Source organism: Rhabdaerophilum sp. SD176, from assembly GCF_030143245.1.
Taxonomy (GTDB): Bacteria; Pseudomonadota; Alphaproteobacteria; order Rhizobiales; family Beijerinckiaceae; genus Rhabdaerophilum.
On record NZ_JARJNS010000002.1, the window covers coordinates 41,935 to 62,713 of the forward strand.

At 63.8% G+C, this 20,779-nt stretch carries 19 protein-coding genes and 1 tRNA gene; 14 read left to right on the top strand and 6 right to left on the bottom strand.

Annotation, left to right across the window (positions count from 1 at the left end):
- Window positions 1-99: 99 nt before the first annotated feature.
- Both P0652_RS03915 and P0652_RS03920 read right to left on the bottom strand, forming a co-directional pair.
- Complete coding sequence (locus tag P0652_RS03915; protein ID WP_284177461.1) at window positions 100-3,273, bottom strand: efflux RND transporter permease subunit; 3,174 nt, start codon at window positions 3,271-3,273, stop codon at window positions 100-102.
- 62 nt (window positions 3,274-3,335) lie between these two features.
- Window positions 3,336-4,490, bottom strand: coding sequence for an efflux RND transporter periplasmic adaptor subunit (locus P0652_RS03920; protein ID WP_284177462.1), 1,155 nt, complete (start codon window positions 4,488-4,490; stop codon window positions 3,336-3,338).
- A gap of 179 nt (window positions 4,491-4,669) precedes the next feature.
- On the opposite strand from P0652_RS03920, the gene P0652_RS03925 reads away from it, so the two are divergent.
- Window positions 4,670-5,104 (top strand): Fur family transcriptional regulator, encoded by a 435-nt coding sequence (locus P0652_RS03925; protein ID WP_284177463.1) that lies wholly within the window; start codon window positions 4,670-4,672, stop codon window positions 5,102-5,104.
- Between the two features lie 38 nt (window positions 5,105-5,142).
- On the opposite strand, the gene P0652_RS03930 is transcribed toward P0652_RS03925, so the two are convergent.
- Window positions 5,143-8,055 carry an EAL domain-containing protein gene (locus P0652_RS03930; protein WP_284177464.1) on the bottom strand — a complete coding sequence of 971 codons (2,913 nt, stop codon included), beginning with the start codon at window positions 8,053-8,055 and terminating at the stop codon, window positions 5,143-5,145.
- 258 nt (window positions 8,056-8,313) lie between these two features.
- Window positions 8,314-8,389: transfer RNA gene (locus P0652_RS03935), tRNA-Ala, on the bottom strand.
- A 154-nt stretch (window positions 8,390-8,543) separates the two neighbouring features.
- Between P0652_RS03935 and P0652_RS03940 the strand changes: the two genes are divergently transcribed.
- The 7 genes from P0652_RS03940 (at window position 8,544) to P0652_RS03970 (ending at window position 13,369) form a co-directional block, all read left to right on the top strand.
- The gene (locus P0652_RS03940) at window positions 8,544-8,828 is read left to right on the top strand and encodes a YggT family protein (protein ID WP_284177465.1); all 285 of its coding nucleotides are present in this window, start codon (window positions 8,544-8,546) and stop codon (window positions 8,826-8,828) included.
- Window positions 8,829-8,885: 57 nt separating this feature from the next.
- Window positions 8,886-9,434: a cytochrome P460 family protein gene (locus P0652_RS03945; protein ID WP_284177466.1), complete on the top strand. Its 549-nt coding sequence runs from the start codon at window positions 8,886-8,888 to the stop codon at window positions 9,432-9,434.
- Window positions 9,431-9,772: a DUF167 family protein gene (locus P0652_RS03950; protein WP_284177467.1), complete on the top strand. Its 342-nt coding sequence runs from the start codon at window positions 9,431-9,433 to the stop codon at window positions 9,770-9,772. Before P0652_RS03945 ends, P0652_RS03950 begins: the two co-directional genes overlap by 4 nt.
- A 157-nt stretch (window positions 9,773-9,929) precedes the next feature.
- Window positions 9,930-10,322 (top strand): succinate dehydrogenase, cytochrome b556 subunit, encoded by a 393-nt coding sequence (gene sdhC / locus P0652_RS03955; protein ID WP_284177468.1) that lies wholly within the window; start codon window positions 9,930-9,932, stop codon window positions 10,320-10,322.
- A gap of 4 nt (window positions 10,323-10,326) precedes the next feature.
- Window positions 10,327-10,725, top strand: a complete 399-nt coding sequence (gene sdhD, locus P0652_RS03960; RefSeq protein WP_284177469.1) for a succinate dehydrogenase, hydrophobic membrane anchor protein — start codon at window positions 10,327-10,329, stop codon at window positions 10,723-10,725.
- Window positions 10,726-10,740: 15 nt separating this feature from the next.
- A complete protein-coding gene (sdhA, locus tag P0652_RS03965) occupies window positions 10,741-12,579 on the top strand; it encodes a succinate dehydrogenase flavoprotein subunit (protein WP_284177470.1) in 1,839 nt (612 codons plus the stop codon).
- Window positions 12,580-12,589: 10 nt separating this feature from the next.
- Window positions 12,590-13,369, top strand: coding sequence for a succinate dehydrogenase iron-sulfur subunit (locus tag P0652_RS03970; RefSeq protein WP_284177471.1), 780 nt, complete (start codon window positions 12,590-12,592; stop codon window positions 13,367-13,369).
- A 60-nt stretch (window positions 13,370-13,429) separates the two neighbouring features.
- Here the strand turns inward: P0652_RS03970 and P0652_RS03975 are convergent, their stop codons facing one another.
- Window positions 13,430-13,813, bottom strand: coding sequence for an MAPEG family protein (locus P0652_RS03975; protein ID WP_284177472.1), 384 nt, complete (start codon window positions 13,811-13,813; stop codon window positions 13,430-13,432).
- Window positions 13,814-14,015: 202 nt separating this feature from the next.
- Between P0652_RS03975 and P0652_RS03980 the strand changes: the two genes are divergently transcribed.
- Entirely contained in the window at window positions 14,016-14,657 is a 642-nt protein-coding gene (locus tag P0652_RS03980) for an AprI/Inh family metalloprotease inhibitor (RefSeq protein ID WP_284177473.1), read from the top strand.
- 81 nt (window positions 14,658-14,738) lie between these two features.
- Here P0652_RS03980 and P0652_RS03985 read toward each other — a convergent pair whose 3' ends face one another.
- Window positions 14,739-15,347 carry a GNAT family N-acetyltransferase gene (locus P0652_RS03985; protein WP_284177474.1) on the bottom strand — a complete coding sequence of 203 codons (609 nt, stop codon included), beginning with the start codon at window positions 15,345-15,347 and terminating at the stop codon, window positions 14,739-14,741.
- Window positions 15,348-15,533: 186 nt separating this feature from the next.
- On the opposite strand from P0652_RS03985, the gene zapE reads away from it, so the two are divergent.
- The 5 genes from zapE to sucD all read left to right on the top strand — a co-directional run bounded on the left by zapE (window position 15,534) and on the right by sucD (window position 20,775).
- On the top strand, window positions 15,534-16,709 hold the full coding sequence (zapE, locus tag P0652_RS03990; protein ID WP_284177475.1) for a cell division protein ZapE: 1,176 nt from the start codon (window positions 15,534-15,536) through the stop codon (window positions 16,707-16,709).
- Window positions 16,706-17,305 (top strand): TetR/AcrR family transcriptional regulator, encoded by a 600-nt coding sequence (locus P0652_RS03995; RefSeq protein WP_284177476.1) that lies wholly within the window; start codon window positions 16,706-16,708, stop codon window positions 17,303-17,305. The genes zapE and P0652_RS03995 overlap by 4 nt, the downstream gene beginning before the upstream one ends.
- A gap of 315 nt (window positions 17,306-17,620) precedes the next feature.
- Window positions 17,621-18,583, top strand: a complete 963-nt coding sequence (mdh, locus tag P0652_RS04000) for a malate dehydrogenase (protein ID WP_284177477.1) — start codon at window positions 17,621-17,623, stop codon at window positions 18,581-18,583.
- Window positions 18,584-18,673: 90 nt separating this feature from the next.
- Window positions 18,674-19,867, top strand: a complete 1,194-nt coding sequence (gene sucC / locus P0652_RS04005; protein WP_284177479.1) for an ADP-forming succinate--CoA ligase subunit beta — start codon at window positions 18,674-18,676, stop codon at window positions 19,865-19,867.
- 20 nt (window positions 19,868-19,887) lie between these two features.
- A complete protein-coding gene (gene sucD / locus P0652_RS04010; protein WP_284177480.1) occupies window positions 19,888-20,775 on the top strand; it encodes a succinate--CoA ligase subunit alpha in 888 nt (295 codons plus the stop codon).
- The last annotated feature ends 4 nt before the right edge of the window (window positions 20,776-20,779 follow it).

Sequence of the window (20,779 nt, forward strand, 5' to 3'; positions counted from 1 at the left end):
CTTTTCCGCTGCAAGGCCATCTGTACCCAAATGGGCCCCGCCCGGCGACGGGTATCGGCGGCCGTGATTGCCGCTCCCGCGCGCGGGAGCGGCTGCGCGTCAGGCAGCCTCCGCCGGTTCCGCCCCGTCCGCCGGCTTCTTCTTCCGCGAGAAGGACATCAGCCAGCTGCACACGACATAGAAGACCGGCGTGAAGATCAGGCCGAAGAAGGTCACCCCGAGCATCCCGGAGAACACGGCGATTCCGAGGGACTGGCGCATTTCCGCACCGGCGCCCTGCGCGATGACGAGTGGCAGCACCCCGAGGATGAAGGCGAGCGAGGTCATCAGGATCGGGCGGAGGCGGGTTCGCGCCGCCTCGATGGCGCCCTCGATCCGGGACCGGCCCTCATCCTCGGCCTGTTTGGCGAACTCAACAATCAGGATCGCGTTTTTCGCCGCCAGCCCCACAAGCACAACTAGCCCGATATCGACGAGGATGTTGCGGTCCAGCCCGGCGATGCGCACGCCGATCATTGCGGCGAGGATGCACATCGGCACGATGAGGAGCACGGCCAGAGGCAGCAGCCAGCTTTCATAGAGGGCGGCCAGCAGCAGGTAAACGAAGATCACGGCCAGGCCGAAGGCGATGATCGTCGTGTTGCCGGCGAGCTTTTCCTGCAGCGCGATTTCCGTCCATTCGAAGCCGAAGCCCGAGGGCAGGCGCTCGCGGGCGATCTTCTCGATGGCGGCGATGCCCTGCCCGGAGGAGTAACCCGGTGCAAGCGAGACCTGCACTTCCGCGGCGGGGTAGAGGTTGTAGCGCGGCACGCGATAGGCACCGGTGATATTGGAGAAGGTGGCGACGGAGCCGATCGGCACCATCTCGCCATCGACGTTGCGTGTCTTGAGATTGGCCACGTCGCGCAGGTCGAGCCTGTAGGGATTGTCGGCCTGGGCCGTGACCCGGTAGGTGCGGCCGAGAACGTTGAAATCGTTCACGAAGGCGGAGCCCATATAGATGGACAGGGTATCGAAGACCCGGCCGATCGGCACGCCGAGCATTTCGGACTTGGTCCGGTCAATATCGGCATAGATCTGCGGCGTACGGGTAGAGAACAGGGTATAGGCCTGGGTGAGGCCCGGGGTCTGCGAGGCCGAGCCGGCGATGATCCAGGCCGAGCCCTCGAGCGCACGCAGTCCGCGGCCGCCGCGATCCTGCACATAGCCTTTCAGACCGCCGCCGGTGCCGATGCCGGGCACGGCGGGCGGCTCGATCACAAGCGGGAACGCCTCCGGGATGGTGAACATCTGTCGGCGAAGATCGTTCAGGATGTCCTTGCCGGTGAGTTTCAGCGCCTCGCGATCCTTGAAGTCGGACAGCGTCACGAAGACCACGCCGCCATTCGGCGCGTTGGTGAAGGTGGCGCCATCGAGCCCGACAAAGGCCACGGCGTTCTTCACGCCGGGGCGTGAAAGCAGGATGTCGGACGCGCGCCGGATCACGGCATCGCTGCGTTCGAGCGTCGAGCCCGGCGGCAGCTGGAACGCGACGATCAGGTAGCCGCGATCGAGCTGCGGGATGAGCCCGGTCGGAACGACGCGGATCTGGTGAGCCGTCAGGCCGATCAGGCCGCCATAGACGACAAGGACCATCATCGAGAGCCGGATCATCCGCGAGGTCAGCATGCCGTAGCGGTTCGAGAGCCAGTCGAAGCCCCGGTTGAAGGCACCGAAGAAGGCCCGGATCGGCGCGCCGAGCCGCCCGCCGGCGCTGTGATGCGGATCATGCGGCTTCAGCAGCACGGCCGCGAGGGCCGGCGAGAGCGTGAGCGAGACGAAAGCGGAAATGGCGGTCGAGGCCGCGATCGTGATGGCGAATTGCCGGTAGAACGAGCCCTGCAACCCTTCGATGAAGGCCGTGGGAATGAAGACCGCGCAGAGCACGAGCGAGATGGCGATCAGCGCGCCGCCGACCTCGTCCATGGTCTTGTGTGCGGCCTCGCTGGGCGAATGCCCCTCGCGCAGGTAGCGCTCGACATTCTCGACCACGACGATGGCATCGTCGACCACGATGCCGATCGCCAGGACAAGCCCGAACAGCGACAGCGTGTTGAACGAGATGCCGGCCATGGCCATGATCAGGAAGGTGCCGACCAGCGAGACGGGGATAGCGAGGATCGGAATGATGGCCGCCCGCCAGGATTGCAGGAACAGCACCACGACAACGATAACGAGAAGGGTGGCCTCGATCAGCGTCTTGACGACCTCGTTGACTGATTCCTGGATAAATTCCGTCGGGTTGTAGACAACAGAATAGCTCAACCCTGTCGGGAAATTCTCCGCCATCCGGTTCATTTCGCGACTGAGCGCCTCGGAAGTCGTCAGGGCGTTCGATCCCGGGCGCTGGAAGACGCCGATCGCGACAGCGTTCTTGTTGTTCAGATAGGCGTTGATCGAGTAATCCTGACTGCCGAGTTCGGTCCGGGCGACGTCGCGCACGCGCACCACGCCGTTGCTGTCCGACCGGATGATGATGTTGGCGAATTCCTCGACATCCGTGAGGCGGCCCAGGGTCTGGACGGAGAGCTGGAAGGCGCCGTCGGAACTGGCCGGCGGCTGGTTGATCGAGCCGGCAGCGACCTGGAGGTTGGCGGCGCGCAGGGCCGCCACAACCTCGCTGGCCGTCAGGTTCCTGGCCGCAACCCGGGCCGGATCAAGCCAGACGCGCATCGAATAGTCACGCGCGCCGAAGACGCTGATACTGCCCACGCCATCGACGCGGCCCAGCACGTCCTTCACATAGAGCGTGGTATAATTCGAGATGTATTGCTGGTCTCGCGAGCCATCCGGCGAGGTCATGTGGATGACCATCATCATGTCCGGCGAGGATTTCCGAACCTGGACACCCTGACGGCGAACTTCATCCGGCAGGCGCGCCTCCGCGCCGGAAACGCGGTTCTGAACCAGCACCTGGGCCTGGTCGATATTGGTGCCGGGCTTGAACACCACATTGATCGAGACCCGGCCATCCCCTGTCGATTGCGAGGAGATGTAGAGCATGTTGTCGACGCCGTTGACTTCCTGCTCGATCGGCGCGGCAACGGTGGAGGCGATGATCTCCGCCGAAGCGCCGGGATAGGATGCCGTGATATTGACCGTCGGCGGGGCGATTTCCGGGTATTCGGAGATCGGCAGTGCCCGCTGCGTGATCAGGCCGGCAATCGTGACGAGGATCGACAGCACGCTCGCGAAAATCGGGCGGTCGATGAAGAAATGCGAGAACCGGAACATGGCGTCGCCTCGGGACGGGGATCAGGGACAGGCCGCGCAGCCCGGGGGCCGCGCGAAGGGTTTCAGGGGCGCGCCGGCGGTTTGATCTCGCCCGGCTGCGGCGTCACCGGGACGCCGGGCCGGACCATCGGATTGGCAAGGCCGTTGATGATCACACGGTCATTGGCCGCCAGGCCGCTCCGGATGACGCGAAGTCCGTCGACAATCGGGCCCGGCACGACCGGCTTCGGCACGACCTTGTTTTCCGGGCCGATGATGAAGACCAGCTTGCTCGTCTGGTCGGAGACGATCGCGGCATCGGGAATCATCAGCGCGTCGAGCTCGCCGGCATAAAGCTGCAGCCGCCCGAAGGTGCCGGCGGTCAGGAACTGGTCCTGGTTGGCGAAGATCGCGCGGCCGCGGATCGTGCCCGAACGGGCATTGAGCTGGTTGTCGACGAATTCCATCCGGCCTTCGCGCTTCCAGTCGGCCTCGTCGGCCAACCGCACCCGGACCGGCAGCGGCTTTTCCCGGCCCGAGGGCCGGTCGCCCGATTGCAGCAGGCGGGAATAGCGCAGGTAATCCGCTTCCGAGGCCTCGAAGATGAAGTTGATCGGATCGACGCTGATGATGTTGGTCAGCAAGGTGGCGCCACCCTGCGCGCCGGTGATGAGGTTGCCGGCATCGACGCGCTTGTCCGAGATCCGGCCGCCGATCGGTGCGCGCACCTCGGTCCATTCGAGGTTCAGCTCGGCCTGTTTGAGATTGGCCTCCGCTGCCTGCTGCGAGGCCCGGGCGCTGGCCAGATTGGCCTTGCGCTGGTCGAGATCGCGTGCCGTGATCGTCTGGTTCCGCGTCAGCCCTTCGGCGCGCTCGACCTCGTTCTCCGCCAGCGCGACCTGTGCCTTGGCCCGTTCAACATCCGCGCGGGCCGCATCGACACTGAGCTGGAAGGGGCGCTGGTCGATCGAGAAGAGCAGGTCGCCCTTGTTGACCACCTGCCCGTCCCGGAAGTGAACCTTTTCGATGAAGCCGGAGACGCGGGCACGCACCTCGACCTGCTCGCGCGCCTCGAAACGCCCGGTATATTCATCCCAGAGCGTGATTTTCTTCGCCAGCGGGGCCGAGACCTGCACCGGTGGTGCCGGCGGGGCTCCCTGCGCAAGGGCGTGGGAGGTGGCGGCGGCCAGGACGAAGGCGAAAGCCGATCGCTGGCATGTAGTCAGAACACGGCGCATTGCCGACTCCGTCGAAAGTTGAATGCGGAACTAGGTACATCGCTGGAAAAGAAAAACCAGTCACTTTCCGTGAGTACCGCCGCCATGCTGCCAGAAAGATGACAGGAGCCGTTGCGCGTCCTTGGTCAACCCGGCAGGTGCTTCTTGCTCCTGCCTTGCAACAAGGCTAGTTTTCGCAGATGGACGACGTCAAGACCCGCTTCGATCGCTACCAGGCCGATTTGCGCCGGGCCGGCATCCGCATGACCAACCAGCGGCGGATCATCCTCCAGGTGCTGGCCGAGGCGGTTGATCATCCGGATGCGAACGAGCTGCATCGACGCGCCTTCGCGCATGACCCGACGCTGTCGCTGTCCACGGTCTACCGGACCCTGCGCCTGCTGGAGGAGCGGGGCGCGATCCAGCGGCATGCTTTCGATGACGGGCGGGCGCGGTTCGAGAATGCGGATGTCGCCCATCACGACCATCTGATCGATATCGAGACCGGGCAGGTCATCGAGTTCCATTCCGAACGGATCGAGAAGTTGCAATCCGAGCTGGCGCGCGAGCTTGGCTACGAGATTGTCCGGCACCGGCTCGAACTCTACGGCCGGAAGCTGCCCGGCCGGTCCTGAGGGGGCTGCCCGGCCCGGGAATCCTGCAGGCAGGGATTTCAGCGGATACCGCGGAGATAGCGCTGGCCTGGCGGCGGCCGGAGCCGTGCCTGCGCGAAGGCGATGGTCTGATCTGCCGGCATCGGCTTGCCATAGAGGAAGCCCTGTGCCTCGTGGCAGCCCATCTGCCGCAGCAGCGAAAGCTGTTCTGCCGTCTCCACCCCTTCAGCTGTGATCTCGATACCGATCCGGTTGCCGAGATCGGTGATGGCCCGGATGATCGCCTCGTTCCGGCGGTCTGAAATCCCCTTCACGAAAGAGCGGTCGATCTTGATCCGGTCGAACCGGTGACGGTTGAGGTAGGACAGCGACGACCAACCCGTCCCGAAATCGTCAAGCGCCACGCGGACCCCGAGCATCTGCAGTTTCTGGAGCACGGCCAGGGTGGTCGGGCTGTCATCGAGGAGCGCTGACTCCGTGACCTCGATCTCGATGCGCTCGGGTGCAAGCCCGGTCCGGCTCATCGCGGACATCAGCGTGCCCATGAAATCCGGGTGCCGCAGTTGCATCACCGAAGCGTTGATCGCGACACGCAGGGGTTCCGGCCATGTCGCGGCGGTCTGCATCGCCTTGCGCATCACGAATTCGCCGATCGGCACGATCAGGCCGTTCTCCTCGGCAATCGGGATGAAGCTGGCGGGCGAAATCATCGTCCCGTCTGGCTGCCGCCAGCGGACCAGTGCCTCGAATCCGCTCTGCCCCTGCCGGGTCAGGTCGAGGATCGGCTGGAAATACACCTCGAAATGGTCGTTCAGGATCGCCTCGCGCAGGCCCAGCTCGATCTGCTGGCGTTCCTCGATCTGGTCTTCCAGGGCCTGGCTGTACCGGCGGAAGGCATTCCGGCCGTCGCGCTTTGCCTGGTACATGGCCAGGTCGGCGCGGCGCTTGACCTGGTCGATCTCCGTATCTTCCGGCAGGCCGCCGGCAATGCCGATGCTGGCGCCGACACTGGCGCGATGCCCGCCCGAGAGATGCACGACCTGGTTGATCGCGCCGATGATCTGGATGGCCAGCTGGTCCAGCTGGGCGATGGCCTCCGGCTCGGTGCAGAGAATGGCGAATTCATCGCCGCCCATCCGGGCAACGAGGCCACGCCGACCTGTCGTGGCCTCGATCCGGCGCCCGACCTGCGCCAGCAGCTCGTCGCCGGCGGCATGACCGAAACTGTCATTGACGGACTTGAACCGGTCGAGATCGATATAGACCAGAACGGGGTAGATGCCGCTCGACTCGGCGGCCCGCATCGCGCGGTCAAGATGACCCCGGAGGCTCTCGCGGTTGGCGAGCCCGGTCAGCTGGTCGATTTCTGCCAGTTCCCGAAGCCGTGCCTGCGAGGCAATGCTCTCCGTGATATCGGCCACCATGCCCTCGATATAGAGCGGGCTCCCGTCTTCGGCCGTGACGATCCAGGCCGTTTCCGAGACCCACATCTGCCGATTTTCGCGCGGGGCGACGACTTCGCTCTGGAAATCGCGGACAAGGCCATGGTCGCGCAGGAGGCCAAGTTTTTCCTCCTGGCGCAGAGGGTCCCGGTACCAGCGCCTGAGGCCCGCATCGAGCAGGGCTTTCTCTGTCTCGAACCCCGCCATGGCGACCAGAGCCGGATTGGCGTGGATGAGCCGGTAATCCAGTGTCATACGGTAGATGCCGATGATGCTGTGCTCAAAAAGATCACGATACTCGGTTTCCGCCTGCTTCCGGCGCGTGACGTCGCGGATATTGCAGACGATGCGCGGTTCGTCGCCGGCTTCCTTGGCCAGGGCGAGCGTTCCCTCGACCCAGATCCAAGAGCCACTCTTGCGCCGGAAGCGATGAACCACCGTTGTCTTCGGGTTGGTGGCGGAGAGGCTCGCCATGGCATTCGCGACAGCGTCAAGGTCGTCCGGATGGACCCATTCATTCACGGGTGTGAGGAGCGCTTCCTCGGCGGTGTATCCGGCGAGGGTCTCGATGGCCGGCGAGCAGTAGAGCCGTTTTCCGGCGCGCTCGCGAAGGATGATGACATCGCCGCTATGGGTGGCCAGCAGCTTGTACTGCGATTCCTTCTCGCGGATCTGCCGCTCGATCTCCAGCTGGGGTGTAATGTCCTCGTTGATCGCCACCCAGCCCCCATCGGGGGTGGGGTTGACGAAGATCCGGATGGTCCGCCCGTCCCGCAGGCGGATCAGGTGAGGGCGATCTCCGGCCTTCATCGCCTCCCGACGCCAATCCAGATAGTCCTCGCGGGACATCATCGGATCGGTCCCGCGCTCGAGGCGCCTGGCGAAGATGGTGCTCAGCGGGGTTCCGGGGAGGATGTCATCGGACTCGAGGCCATAGAGTTCCGCATATTGCCGGTTCGCGACAGCAAGCCGTTCGTCAGGCCCGTAGAGGCAGAGCCCGTGGGCGATATTGGCGATCGTGTGCTCAAACCGCTGGTTGTTGAGGTCAAGGTCGCGCCGCAGGGCTTCCAGCTGGTCGATCTGGAACCGCAAAGTCACTTCGTCCGAGGCGATCCGCGCGAAATCCTCAAGATGCCGGAGCTGCATTTCGGTCCACTCGCGCGGCTCGCGATCGATTGCGCAGAAGGCGCCGAAGACCGTGCCATCGGCGAGGCGCAGCGGCACGCCAAGATAGGCCACCACACCCAGCGCCTCGTGCGCCGGGTGGCCGCGCATGGTCTCGTCAACCCGGAGATCGCTGATCGCCAGATGACAACCGGACTGCGTGACATGCTGGCACAGCGAATGCGACAGCGGGGTGGACCGCGCCGTGGCCCAGGGTTCTTCGAGGCCGAACTGGCTCTTGAAGACCTGCCGCGTCTCCTCGACGATCGTGAAGAGGCTGACCGGCACGCTCAATGTGGCGGCGGTCAGCCGTGTCAGGCGATCGAAGGTTTCTTCCGGATCCAGCGTGAACCCCGAGCCCGGCATTGGTTCCTTCGGCCCGTCTCGCCTCGATCCCGCAAAGGGTTTGGTGCCTGCATCCATCGAAGAACTCGTCTTTGTTCCTGCCAGAATGGATGCAGACCAGCGAATACACGCTTAACGTGCCGGTTCCGGCAGTGTTCCGACGGGCTTTCCCGTGATCACAGTCAACAACGACTAAAGGGGGAAGGGTGCATTGGATCTGTCGATCCTGACTGCGCAGGGGTATCCGTGAGAGCGTTCCGCGACCGTCTCGGTCGGCCTTGGTGGAGCTGAGGGGATTCGAACCCCTGACCTCTGCAGTGCGATTGCAGCGCTCTCCCAACTGAGCTACAGCCCCTGACCGGAAGCGGCTGAATGACCGATGCTCGGGATGAAGTCAACTGCTTTTCCAGTGCATTCCGGAGTGGCAAGGCCCCCCTGCGCGAAGCCTGTCTTGCAGGGCGAAGCGGGCCTCCTGTAAGAGAGGGGCAACTGATGCGAACGGAGTGCCCATGAACCCGCTTCTCTGGCTGTTCAACACGATTATCGAGATCTATTCCTTTCTCCTGCTGGCCTATGTGATCCTGACGCTCCTGATCAATTTCAACATCGTCAATTCCCGCCAGCCTATCGTCTCCGCCATCGGGGAATTCCTGTACCGGATCACCGAGCCGCTGCTCGCGCCGATCCGCCGGCGTCTGCCCAATCTCGGCCCGATCGACATCTCGCCGGTCATTCTCCTGCTGGCCCTGCAATTCGTCCAGGTCACCGTCAACTATTACGCACGGAGCCTCTGAGGCCTCTTGACGCCTGAGACGGGCCCGCCGCATCCTGCCTGAAAAGGGGAGGTGTGCATGGTTCGTCGTTTCATTCTGGTCGGCCTGTTCGGGGCGCTCGCAGTCGGCCTTGTCCACGGGCAGAACTTCCCACTGGATGCCACGCCGACCCGCATCGCCTTCCCGAAGGACTTTGCGACGACCTTTCAGCGTTATGACATGGTCGACAAGCCTGATCGGAAGATTGTGCGCTTCTTCTATGTCAACAAGGATGCCTTGGCCAAGGTGAAGCCGGGCCAGCCTTTCCCCGAGGGAACCGTGCTGGTCATGGCGGATCACGATGTCGCGCTCGAGGCTGGTGGCAATCCGATCCGGAATCCGCAGGGCCGGCTGGTTCCGACAGGGCGTGTCAAGGCTGTTGGTGTCATGGAGAAGCAGAAGGGCTGGGGCGAGACCAATCTTTTCCCGCCCGAAAAGGACAATGGCGACTGGGAATATGCGTCGTTCAAGCCCGACGGCACGCTGAACATGATCAAGCTTGACAATTGCTATGCCTGTCACCTGCCGCAGAAGGGCCTGGATTTCACGTTTACCGGGGAGAAGATCTACGCTGCCGCTCCGAAGTGAACGAGGCGACAGGCGCTCCGTTCCGGATCGTCCCCGGCGGAATCGAACTGACACTCCGGGCGACTCCTCGCGGCGGGCGCGACGCGCTTGAAGGCGTGGGGGTGGATGCTGCGGGACGATGTTTCTGGCAGGTGCGGGTGCGCGTCGCGCCGGAAGAGGGTGCGGCAAACCGCGCGGTGATTGCGCTGGTGGCCGGGCTGCTCGACATTCCGGCGCGGGATATCCGCCTCGTTGCTGGCGAGACCGCCCGGATCAAGCGCCTGAAGATCGACGGAAATAGCGCCGAACTGGCCGCACGGGCCCGGGCTGCAACGGATTCCTTAACCAGACCCGGCTAGATCGACAGCCTGCGACGACATTGCCTCTGATCTTCCCGGCTGGTCCGGCCTAGGTTGAACCTGTCCTTCGTTGCATTGCGAAGTGCTTCAAACTCGGTTAGGGGGACTGGCGGTCCTTTGATTGGATCTGTTCCAAAGTCTTGACAAGGTGACATCCATGGCCCGAACCGGCCCGGCGGAGCGCCCGCTTTCTCCGCATCTGCAAATCTACAAGCCCTCGATCACGATGGTGATGTCGATCCTCCATCGCATCACCGGCGCGGCGCTGTTCTTCGGGACGCTGCTCCTGGTGATTGCCCTTGTCGCGCTGGCTTCGGGCAGTTCGGCCTACGGGACGGTGCAGGCCATCTACGGGTCGATCCCCGGGAAGCTGGTGCTTTTCGGGTATTGCTGGGCCCTGTTCCACCACATGTGCGGGGGCATCCGGCATTTCGTCTGGGATACCGGTGCCGGCCTCGAGCGTGGAACGCGCATGAAGCTTGCCTGGGGCACGTTGTTCGCTTCGCTGGGCCTCACCGTCCTGGCCTTTGCCGCCTATCTCGCAGGGTAAGCCGATGAGCCAAGAATCCTCCACCTCGCTCCGCACGCCGCTCGGCCGGGTTCGTGGCCTTGGCGCTGCCAAGTCTGGCACCGACCATTTCTGGAAGTCACGCGTGACGGCGGTTGCCAATGTGCCGCTGACCATCTCCTTCGTGGTCATCATGCTGATGCTCTCGAAGCGGGATTATGCCGGCGCGGTGAAGCTGGTCGGCCAGCCGCTCGTGGCCATCCTGCTGCTGCTGTTCATCGGCTCGGCCACCTATCACATGCGCCTCGGCATGCAGGTCATCATCGAGGACTACGTCCATAGCGAGGGCAGGAAGATTGCCCTGCTCATGCTCAACACCTTCTTCGCGATCGCGGTCGGCCTCGCCTCGGCCTATGCGATTCTCAAGATTGGCTTTGCCGGCTGACGGCAGGAGATACGCATGGCTTCGAACGGAACTTCCAATGGCAGCGGCCCGGCCGTGAACGGCAAGGCCTATCCGATCACCGACCATACCTTTGACGTTGTGGTCGTCGGCGCCGGTGGTGCCGGCCTCCGCGCCACAGTGGGCTGCAGCCAGGCCGGCCTGCGCACGGCTTGCATCACCAAGGTTTTCCCGACCCGCTCGCATACGGTGGCGGCACAGGGTGGCGTTGCCGCGGCGCTCGCCAATATGGGCCCGGACGAGTGGAAATGGCACATGTACGACACCGTGAAGGGGTCGGACTGGCTGGGCGACCAGGATTCCATCGAATATCTCTGCCGCAACGCGCCGGCCGCCGTCTATGAACTGGAGCATTGGGGTGTTCCGTTCTCGCGGACCGAGGATGGCAAGATCTACCAGCGGCCGTTTGGCGGCATGACCACCGATTACGGCAATGGCCCGCCCGCCCAGCGCACCTGCGCGGCGGCGGACCGCACCGGCCATGCCATCCTGCACACGCTGTACGGGCAGGCCCTGCGCAACTCGACCGAGTTCTTCATCGAGTATTTTGCCATCGACCTGATCATGGACGAGGAAGGTCGCTGCCGCGGCGTCATCGCCCTGAAGATGGATGACGGCACGATCCATCGCTTCCGCGCCCAGACTGTGATGCTGGCGACCGGCGGCTATGGCCGGGCCTATTTCTCGGCCACCTCGGCCCATACCTGCACCGGCGATGGCAATGCCATGGTCCTGCGGGCCGGCCTGCCGCTGCAGGACATGGAATTCGTCCAGTTCCACCCGACCGGTATCTATGGAGCAGGCTGCCTCATCACCGAGGGTGCCCGTGGCGAGGGCGGATATCTCACCAACTCGGATGGCGAGCGCTTCATGGAGCGTTATGCGCCGAGCGTGAAGGACCTTGCCCCGCGTGACATGGTCAGCCGCGCGATGACGATGGAAATCCGCGAAGGCCGCGGCGTGGGCAAGAACAAGGACCACATCTTCCTGCATCTCGACCATCTCGATCCGGCGATCCTGCATGCCCGCCTGCCGGGCATTTCGGAAAGCGCCAAGATCTTCGCCGGCGTCGACGTGACGAAGGAGCCGATCCCCGTCCTGCCGACCGTGCATTACAACATGGGCGGCATCCAGACGAACTTCTATGGCGAGGTCGTCACCCTGAAGGACGGCAACCCCGATGTTGTGGTGCCGGGCCTGATGGCCATCGGCGAGGCGGCCTGCGTTTCGGTGCACGGGGCGAACCGCCTCGGCTCCAATTCGTTGATCGACCTTGTGGTCTTCGGCCGCGCCGCCGGCCTCCGGGCCGCCGAGATCCTGACGCCCGGCGCCAAGCAGGCGGAATTGCCGGCAGATTCGGCCGATCTGGCCCTGTCGCGCCTTGACCGGTTCCGCCATGCGAAGGGCGGCACGCCGACGGCGGAACTGCGCCTCCGGATGCAGCGTGAAATGCAGACGAATTGTGCGGTCTACCGGACCGGCGAAACGCTGGCCGAGGGTTCGAAGAACATCCATCAGGTCTGGAAGGCGGCGGACGATGTCCGCGTCACCGATCGCAGCCTTGTCTGGAATTCCGACCTGCTCGAGACGCTCGAATTCGACAATCTCATCACCCAGGCGGTGGTGACGATGGATTCGGCGCTGAACCGGACGGAATCGCGCGGGGCCCATGCCCGCGAGGATTACAAGGACCGCGACGACAAGACGTGGATGAAGCATACGCTGGCCTGGGTCGACGAGGAGAAGAAATCCGTCTCGATCGACTACCGGCCGGTGCATTCCTACACGATGACCAACGAGGTCAGCTACATCGCGCCCAAGGCGCGCGTTTACTGAGGTCCGGGTTATGGCCGAGTTCAACCTTCCCAAGAATTCCCGTCTCGTCGAGGGCAAGACCTGGCCGAAGCCGGCCGGGGCCAACAACCTCCGCGAATTCCGGATCTATCGCTGGGATCCGGACGGCGAGAGCAATCCGCGAGTCGATACCTATTTCGTCGATCTCGATGATTGCGGCCCGATGATCCTCGACGCGATCATCTGGATCAAGAACCGGATCGACCCGACGCTGACCTTCCGCCGCTCCTGCCGCGAAGGCATCTGCGGCTCGTGCGCGATGAATATCGACGGGACCAACACCCTCGCCTGCACCAAGGGCATGGATGAGGTTTCCGGCGCGGTCAGGATCTACCCGCTGCCGCATATGCCGGTGGTGAAGGATCTGGTTCCTGACCTGACGCGCTTCTACGCGCAGCATGCCTCGATCGAGCCCTGGCTCAAGACCGAGACACCGGCGCCAGAGAAGGAATGGCGGCAATCGCCCTCGGACCGCGAGCATCTCGACGGCCTGTACGAGTGCATTCTCTGCGCCTGCTGCTCCACCTCCTGCCCGAGCTACTGGTGGAACGGCGACCGTTATCTCGGCCCCGCTGCCCTGCTTCAGGCCTATCGCTGGCTGATCGACAGTCGCGACGAGGCCACTGGCGACCGGCTCGACAATCTCGAGGATCCGTTCCGGCTCTATCGTTGCCACACGATCATGAATTGCTCGAATGCCTGCCCGAAGGGGCTGAACCCCGCCAAGGCGATTGCCGAGATCAAGAAGATGATGGTGGCGCGGCAGGTCTGAAAAGGTCGTGCGGCACGCGGGATCGACAGGAAGGCCGGGCATTCCCCGGCCTTTTTCGTGTCAGGTGCCGCGCCCTGCCAGGGCGAACAGGCCGATCACCCCGAAAATGGCGAGGCTCCAGACGATCGAGCGCAGGGTCGGCCGGTCCATCAGATAAGCGATGGTATAGGCGATCCGGGCGAGCAGGATGCCGAAAGCGAGCCAATCCACGGCCCCGTTCGCACCGAGACGGAGATGGGCGACAAGGATCCCTGCCGTGTAAAAGGGCAGGAACTCGAAATGGTTCTGGTGTGCGGCATGCGCGCGCCGGGCGAAACCCTGCAATGAGCCGGCCCAATCTCTCGGGTTTCCGTTATCATACCGGTTCGGGCCCGCCTTCGCGAGTGCCACGGTGAAGTAGGGCATCAGGCCTGCGATCAGCAGGCTCCAGAGAGCAAAAGGCATGGGCGAATCCTGGTTGGCCCTCAACTTACGCCCGGTGCAGCGGGCTGGATGCCTCGAAGAAGCCTGATTCCTCGGTCAAGTCCGCTTCCGGGCGGAAAGTCAGGCCTTGTTCATGGCTTGTCAGCAATTATATGGGCAGAAACCTGCAGAAACCGGGTTTTGGGACAGGGTGGTTCACGTGCGTCAAGGCCTTCGATTCCGGATGTTTCTGCTGCTGCCGCTGGGCGGCTTGCTCGCAGGGTGCGAGGCCAGTTCGCGACTTGGTTCCCTGCTGCCCGGCGAGCCGTATCGCCCGGCTCCTCGCAACGAGATTGTCGCCGCGCCGCCTCCATTGACCCCGGCGCCGGCAGGAGAAGTCGAATCTTCGGCTCTGCCGCCTCCTCCGGGCGCCAATGTCGCAACGGCTCCGCCGCCGGTTGCGCCCGGCGATCCCTTTCCGCCGGCGACCGGGACGATCAACCCGCCGGCCGCGCCGCAAACACCTGTTCCAGGCGCCAACCCCGCCAATCGTGTCGCGACCGCGCCGGTCGCTCCACCGGTCAATACCACGCCATCGGCTCCGACCCGGACGGGCCTGATCGGGAACTGGTCCGTGCGCGAGAGCAATGGCGCCAGCTGCCGTGTCACGCTTTCCAGCGCGCCGAAGCTCGATCTTTATGGCGCCGGTACGTCCGGCTGCCAGAATCGGGAGTTGCAGCGTGTCAATGCCTGGGAGCTGGCGGGCAGCGAAGTCATCCTTTATGAGCCCGGCGGTGGTGTCGTGGCCCGGCTTCGCCAGGCCGGCCAGCAGAACTTCTCTGGCGCGACCGCGAAATCCGGCGCTCCGCTGACCATGTCCAAATAAGGGGCCGGATCAGGGCTCTTCCAGGTTGGAAGTGGCCCTATCACCTCATGTGCCCGCCGCAATGCCGAGCGGCTGAACGCCTCAGCCGACGCGCGAGGCCGGCGGCGTTGCCGGCCGGCGCGCCAGCCAGAGTCGCGACCATTCCCAGCCATGCCCGGACGAGCGGGCAGTGGCATCGTCGATTGCCTCCCGGATCAGCGAGATGATGGTCCGGCGCGGGGTCTCGACCAGCGCGACGGATTCATCCAGTTCGACGAGGATCTCGGCGGCGAATTTGCGGGCCAGAGCCCGCATGGGCGCGTTATGCCGGAGGCAGCTCATATAGAGCCGCCCGAAGCCCCGGTTGCGGGCGGAGCGGAGAGTCCGGGCAAAGAGTTCCGTGCCGATCCCGCAATTGCGCCATTCGGCTTCGACGGAGAAGGCGATCTCGGCCTCGCCGGTAAAGAGTTCGCCCAAGGGGCGCAACTCTGCCGCGCCGATCATCCTGTTATCAAGGAAGGCGCCGTGGATGATCGCATTCAGCGTGATGCATCGGGCGGCATATTGCTCAAGGAACGCATCATTGGTGGTCGTGCCGAAGCGGGTCCGTCGGCTCCCGGTATCGAGCGCCAGCAGGTGGGTTTCGAAGGCCGGATGATCCGTCGGCAGAAGCTTCCGGTAGGTGATCCGGTCCAGGTCAATCTTGGGCATCGCAATTGTCCTTCAGCTTTCGCGTGACAGGCGCTCTCCCGTTCTTTTGTTGCACTGCAATAAATCCGGCTTTGGGCTTTTCGATGGCAAGTTCTGTGCCGTCGCGCATTCCCGATTTCGGCTGCGCCTTGCGGGGTGCCCCCGCTCATGCGAAAGAGCGACCGGAACAGCACGGGAAGACGCAAGATGGCGGGAGCGATTGCGGCAAGGTATGCCGCGATGGTGCAGGAAGGCAGGCTCGAATCCGATCCTGCGCAGGCCCGGATCGTCCGCCGTCTGGATGCGCTTGCGGCCGAACTCGAGGCGCATCGCCTGGCCCGCAAAACCTCGGCGCTCGGTTGGCTGTTCAGCCGGAAGGCGCCGGCTGACCCAATCCGCGGACTTTATCTCTGGGGTTCGGTCGGTCGGGGCAAGACCATGCTCGTGGACCTTTTTCACGAGCATCTTCAGGTCAAGCGCAAGCGGCGCGCGCATTTTCACGCCTTCATGGCCGATGTCCACCAGCGCATCCATGCCTGGCGGCAGCAGGCCAAGCAGGGGCTGGTCAAGGGCGACGATCCGATCCAGCCCGTCGCCGAGGCTTTGGCCGAGGAAGCCTGGGTATTGTGCTTCGATGAATTCGCCGTCACGGACATTGCGGATGCGATGATCCTCGGGCGGCTGTTCCAGGCGCTTTTCGCGCGCGGGGTTGTGATCCTCGCCACGTCGAATGTGGAGCCGCAGCAGCTCTACCGGAACGGGCTCAACCGCGCGCTGTTCCTTCCCTTCATCGGGTTGATCGAGGCGCGGATGGACGTTGTCCGGCTGGATGCCCGGACCGATTACCGGCTCGAACGCCTGCAGGGCCATCCGGTCTATTACAGCCCGAACGGCGATGCGGCGCGGGCGGCCCTCGACAGCCTGTTCGCGGAGCTTTCGGGCGGGGCGGCACCGAAGCCGCGCGGCCTTGATGTCGGCGGCCGGCAACTGACCTTGCCGCAGGCGGCGGGCGCTATCGCCCGGGCGAGCTTCGATGAACTCTGCAACCGGCCACTCGGCTCGCTCGATTATCTCGCGATTGCCCGGACCTTCCATACGCTGGTGCTGGACGATATTCCCGCCCTCACTTTCGACCGGCGGAACGAGACCAAGCGCTTCATCACGCTGATCGATATTCTCTACGAACATCATGTGAAGCTGGTCTGTTCGGCCGAGAAGCCGGTCGAGGCCCTTTATGTCGCGGATCGCGGCCATGAGGCCTTCGAGTTTGACCGCACGATCTCGCGCCTGATGGAGATGCGCTCGGAATCCTATCTCGCCCTGCCCCATGGGCGGCCGGACAGCGAGGCTTCCGGCAATACGACGGGGCTGGTGGAGACATGAATTCTGCCGGCATGGTCGAGAGTGTCCGGAACCGCCTGATTGCCGCTGCGGCAACGGAAATCCGGCAGATCGGCCCGCGCCGGATGACAATTTCGGGCATTGCCGGCCGGCTCGGCATGAGCCACGCCAATGTCTACCGCTATTTCGCCGACAAGATCGCGCTCATCGAGGCCGTGCTGAATGGCTGGCTGCGCATCATCGAGCAACGGCTGCAGGATATTGTCGACGGGCCAGATCCGGCCGATGACAAGCTCGAGCGTTTTCTCTCCACGCTGGCCCGGGCCTATGCCGACGCCATCCATCAGGATCCGGCGATCTTTCACCTGCTCGCGGAGCCGGAATTTGCGCCGGCGGAGGCCGAGCGGCACCGGAAGCGCGTCGAGGGGCTGGTGGAGCGGGTGATCGAGGAGGGAAACGTGACCCGCCTCTTTTCGGGCGGAGATTCCCGGCGCATGGCCGTGCTGGCGCTCGATCTCGGCTGCCGGTTCTGCGATCCCGGAATGGTCTGGCTGGGCAAGGCCGATTCCGTGGGGTCGGAAGCGCGGCGTGATCGCGTGGTGCGCTGGGTCGTTCGGGCGATGAGCGGCAGGAAATAGGATTACAAGTTACATATTTTAATTTTTGTAACATAACCTATTGTGACGGTTTGGCGACAAACCTTGAATCTCGATTTGATTAAGTCATTGAAAAAACGTGGAATGAATATCCCTGACTTCCGAGCTTTCCCAAATTAGGGGTTTGGTAAGCAGCAAAATCATCTGTTTTACCGTTTGTGGCTTGCCGCTCTTCGCAAGTCCCGCTACCCGCTTGACCCAACCCGGCGCAAGCCGGTTCCCGCGCCGGCGCTCCGCCTTGGTTCCGGTGCTTGACCCGCAACCGGACATCTGTCCGCAGACCTTCAGGAAGACCCCATGGCACGTCGCAAGATCGCCCTCATCGGTGCAGGCCAAATCGGCGGCACGCTCGCCCATCTCGCCGGTCTCAAGGAACTCGGTGACGTGGTTCTCTACGACATTGCCGAGGGCATCCCGCAGGGCAAGGGTCTCGACATTGCCGAATCGGCGCCGGTGGACGGTTTCGATGCGGCCTACAAGGGCACGCAGGATTACAAGGACATCGAAGGCGCCGATGTGGTGATTGTTACCGCCGGTGTGCCGCGCAAGCCGGGCATGAGCCGCGATGACCTGCTCGGCATCAACCTCAAGGTGATGGAAGCCGTCGGCAAGGGCATCAAGGAATATGCCCCGAAGGCTTTCGTGATCTGCATCACCAACCCGCTCGATGCCATGGTCTGGGCGCTGCAGAAATTCTCCGGCGTGAAGCCCAACAAGATCGTCGGCATGGCCGGCGTGCTCGACTCGGCCCGCTTCCGCCATTTCATCGCCGATGCGTGCAATGTCTCGGTGAAGGACGTCAACGCCTTCGTGCTCGGCGGCCATGGCGACGACATGGTGCCGCTGACCCGCTATTCGACGGTGGCCGGTATCCCGCTGACCGACCTCGTGAAGATGCGCTGGATCAGCCAGGAACAGCTCGACGCGATGGTCGAGCGGACCCGCAAGGGCGGCGGCGAGATCGTCAACCTGCTCAAGACCGGCTCGGCCTTCTATGCGCCGGCCGCCTCGGCCATTGCCATGGCGGAAAGCTACCTCAACGACCAGAAGCGCGTCCTGCCCTGCGCCGCCTATCTCAAGAATGATTACGGCGTGAAGGACATGTTCGTCGGCGTGCCGGTGGTGATCGGTGCCAAGGGTGTCGAGCGCATCGTCAAGGTCCGCCTCAATCCGGCCGAGAAAGAGATGATGGCGAAGTCGATCGCCTCGGTACAGGGGCTGGTCGAGGCCTGCAAGACCATCAATCCGTCGCTGAAATAAGGCCGTCGGCGAAGGGCAGCCGGCATGGGCCGGCTGTGCCTCCTGACTGCCGATTGCCCCATGCCGAATGCCATTCCGAAGGAATAACCGATGAATATCCATGAATATCAGGGCAAGGCGATCCTCAAGGCCTATGGCGCCAATGTCTCGGCCGGCTTTCCGGCCATGACGGTGGCCGAGGCCGTGGAAGCGGCGAAGATGCTTCCGGGCCCACTCTACGTCGTGAAGAGCCAGATCCATGCGGGTGGCCGCGGCAAGGGCAAGTTCAAGGAACTCCCGGCGGAAGCGAAGGGCGGCGTGCGCCTCGCCTTCTCGATCGACGAGGTCGAGAAGCATGCCAAGGAAATGCTCGGCAACACGCTCGTCACGATCCAGACCGGCGAGGCCGGCAAGCAGGTCAACCGCCTCTATATCGAGGATGGCTCGGATATCGAGAAGGAGTTCTACATCTCCATGCTCGTCGACCGCGAGACCGGCCAGACAGCCTTCGTTGTTTCGACCGAAGGCGGCATGGATATCGAGGCTGTCGCCCATGACACGCCGGAAAAGATCATCACCTTCTCGGTGGATCCGGCGACCGGCGTGATGCCGCATCACGGCCGCGCGGTGGCCAAGGCGCTCAACCTGACCGGCGATCTCGCCAAGCAGGCGGAAGTGCTGACGGCACAGCTCTACAAGGCCTTCGTCGAGAAGGACATGGCCATGCTGGAGATCAACCCGCTGATCATCACCAAGGATGGCAAGCTGAAGTGCCTCGATGCCAAGATCGGCTTCGATTCGAACGCGCTCTACCGCCATCCCGAGATCATGGAACTCCGCGACCTGACGGAAGAGGATTCCAAGGAGATCGAGGCCTCGAAATTCGACCTCGCCTATATCGCGCTCGATGGCACGATCGGCTGCATGGTCAACGGTGCCGGCCTCGCCATGGCGACGCTCGACATCATCAAGCTCTACGGCGCCGAGCCGGCGAACTTCCTCGATGTCGGCGGCGGCGCGACGGAAGAAAAGGTGACGGCGGCCTTCAAGATCATCACCGGCGATCCGAAGGTGAAGGGCATCCTCGTCAACATTTTCGGCGGGATCATGAAGTGCGATGTCATCGCGCGCGGCGTGATCGGCGCGGTCAAGGCGGTGGGCCTCAAGGTTCCGCTCGTCGTCCGCCTCGAAGGCACGAATGTCGAGGAAGGCAAGACCATCATCCGGGAATCCGGCCTCAACGTCATCCCCGCGGATGACCTTGATGACGCCGCCCAGAAGATCGTCAAGGCCGTCCAGGGTTAAGGTCAGGCAGAGGAACCACGATGTCCATTCTCATCAACAAAGACACCAAGGTCATCTGCCAGGGCTTTACCGGCAAGAACGGGACCTTCCATTCCGAACAGGCGATTGCCTACGGGACCAAGATGGTCGGCGGCACCTCGCCGGGCAAGGGCGGGACCACGCATCTCGGCCTGCCGGTCTTCGACACGGTTGTCGAGGCCCGCAATGCCACCGGGGCCGATGCCTCGGTGATCTATGTGCCGCCGCCCGGCGCCGCGGATGCGATCTGCGAGGCCATCCAGGCCGAGATCCCGCTCATCGTCTGCATCACGGAAGGCATTCCCGTGCAGGACATGATCAAGGTGAAGCGCGCCCTGACGGGCTCGAAGTCGCGCCTGATCGGGCCGAATTGCCCGGGTGTCGTGACGGCCGGCGAATCGAAGATCGGCATCATGCCGGCGAATATCTTCAAGCCGGGCAATGTCGGCATCGTCTCGCGCTCCGGCACGCTGACCTATGAAGCCGTGTTCCAGACCACCCAGGAAGGCCTCGGCCAGACGACGGCGGTCGGCATCGGCGGCGACCCGGTCAAGGGCACCGAATATATCGACATGCTGGAGAAGTTCCTCGCGGATCCGAAGACGGCGTCGATCATCATGATCGGCGAGATCGGCGGTTCGGCCGAGGAAGACGCTGCCCAGTTCATCAAGGACGAGGCCAAGCGCGGCCGCAAGAAGCCGATGGTCGGGTTCATTGCCGGCCGCACGGCGCCTCCGGGCCGCCGCATGGGCCATGCCGGGGCGATCATCGCCGGCGGCAAGGGCGGCGCGGAAGACAAGATCGCCGCCATGGAAGAGGCGGGAATCCGCGTCTCGCCGTCGCCGGCGCGGCTCGGCAAGACCCTGGTCGAGGTGCTGAAGGGCGCCTGATCCA